Raw genomic sequence first — 829 nt, forward strand, 5'->3', positions numbered from 1 at the left:
CCTCCGTGTTGTTTTGAGTAAACTCTTTTTGAAGATTCTCAAAAGATGTTCCTACACCAGCAAATGCTTCCGATACAGTATCATACTTCTTCTCTTCAACTTTAGTACCATCCTCATTAACGATCTTAACTTTGAAACTTGGAGCCGTCCAAGCGCCACCTGCATAACTAGCATCACCACCTAAAGACTGCGCAACACTGTTACCTAGAGCATATAGCTGATTTCCTGCTACAGCATCGCTTGAGCTAGCAGTAATATCACCATTTGCAAGTGATGTGATTTTGCTGTGTGTCTTCTCACCATCTTTTTCTCCATGCAAGGCGACAAAAGCACCTTCAGCCTTGCTCCATGATAAAGAATCTTGTGCAACTCCTTCTGAAACTTCCTTAATACGAGCGTTGATAGTGCTCATGCTGTCATTAATGTCATTAAAAGCACCTGCAACATTATTACTGCTCTTCTTATCACCTTTCGTACCATCATTGCTGAAAGTCTGAATTTGGAAATCCGGATCTTGCCATTCGCCTTTCTCATTATAACCAGCACCACCACCAAAATAGCCAGCAAACTGTTTTTGCAGATCATAAATCTGTCCACCCGTAATCGCATCACTCGAGCCTGATACTATAGAGCCAGCTGCAAGTGATGTAAGCTTGCTGTTCTCTTTATTGTCCCCATGCGTCGCTACAAACGCCTCTGCGTCCTTATCCCACAACAGCGCATCGCCTTGAACTTCCTGAGTAATATTCGTAATGTTTTCAGTAAGTTCATTAAACTTATTCGTTAGGTTGTTATTCACATTCTTGAAATTCGTATCAATACCTTCAAT

Annotated in this window: 1 pseudogene; it reads right to left on the reverse strand. The window is 41.6% G+C overall.

What is annotated here, in order from left to right:
* Window positions 1–799 (reverse strand): annotated as a pseudogene (locus tag ACFIL8_RS11440) (hypothetical protein); the annotation flags it as partial.
* Between the last annotated feature and the right edge of the window lie 30 nt (window positions 800–829).

The organism is Bartonella sp. AP57NXGY (assembly GCF_042195805.1).
Taxonomy (GTDB): Bacteria; Pseudomonadota; Alphaproteobacteria; order Rhizobiales; family Rhizobiaceae; genus Bartonella.